The organism is Thauera phenylacetica B4P, assembly GCF_000310225.1.
Lineage (GTDB): Bacteria > Pseudomonadota > Gammaproteobacteria > Burkholderiales > Rhodocyclaceae > Thauera > Thauera phenylacetica.
On record NZ_AMXF01000569.1, the window covers coordinates 1 to 617 of the forward strand.

1 protein-coding gene is annotated in these 617 nt (G+C 72.4%); it reads right to left on the reverse strand.

Going from position 1 to position 617, the window contains the following annotated elements; translation table 11 throughout:
• The coding region (locus tag C667_RS23730; RefSeq protein ID WP_004391989.1) for a molybdopterin cofactor-binding domain-containing protein at positions 1-617 on the reverse strand (617 nt) is incomplete at both ends.

A 617-nucleotide genomic window follows, 5' to 3' on the forward strand; every position in this document is an offset into this window, starting at 1 on the left:
GGGCGCGCGCAGCGGCGGGTTGGTGCGCCCGTCGCCGACTGCGGCGACGGCGTCGCGGAGCGCGAACCACACCGAGAACGCGAGCAGCAGCGGCGGCTCGCCCACCGCCTTCGAGCGCAGGATGGTGTCCGCGCGGTTGGGGTTGGGGTACAGGCGGACGCGGAAATCGGCCGGGCAGTCGTGCGCGGCCGGGATCTTGTAGGTGGAAGGCGCGTGCGTCAGCAGCCTGCCGTCGGCGTTCCACCATAGCTCTTCCGTGGTCAGCCAGCCCATGCCCTGGATGAAGCCGCCCTCGACCTGGCCGCGATCGATTGCCGGGTTGATCGAGTCGCCGGCGTCGTGCAGCAGGTCGGCGCGCAGCAGCCGCCACTCGCCGGTCAGCGTGTCGATGATCACCTCGGACACCGCGGCGCCGTAGGCGAAGTAGTAGAAGGGGTGGCCGGTCAGCGTGCTCGCGTCCCAGTGCAGGCCGGGCGTGGCGTAGAAGCCCTCGGACCACAACTGCACGCGCGCCAGGTAGGCCTGCCGCACCACCTCGGCAAAGGCGATCGCGCGCGCGCCGACACGGACGTGGTCGTCCGCGAAGCGCACCTCGGCGGCGGCCGCGCCATCGCCCC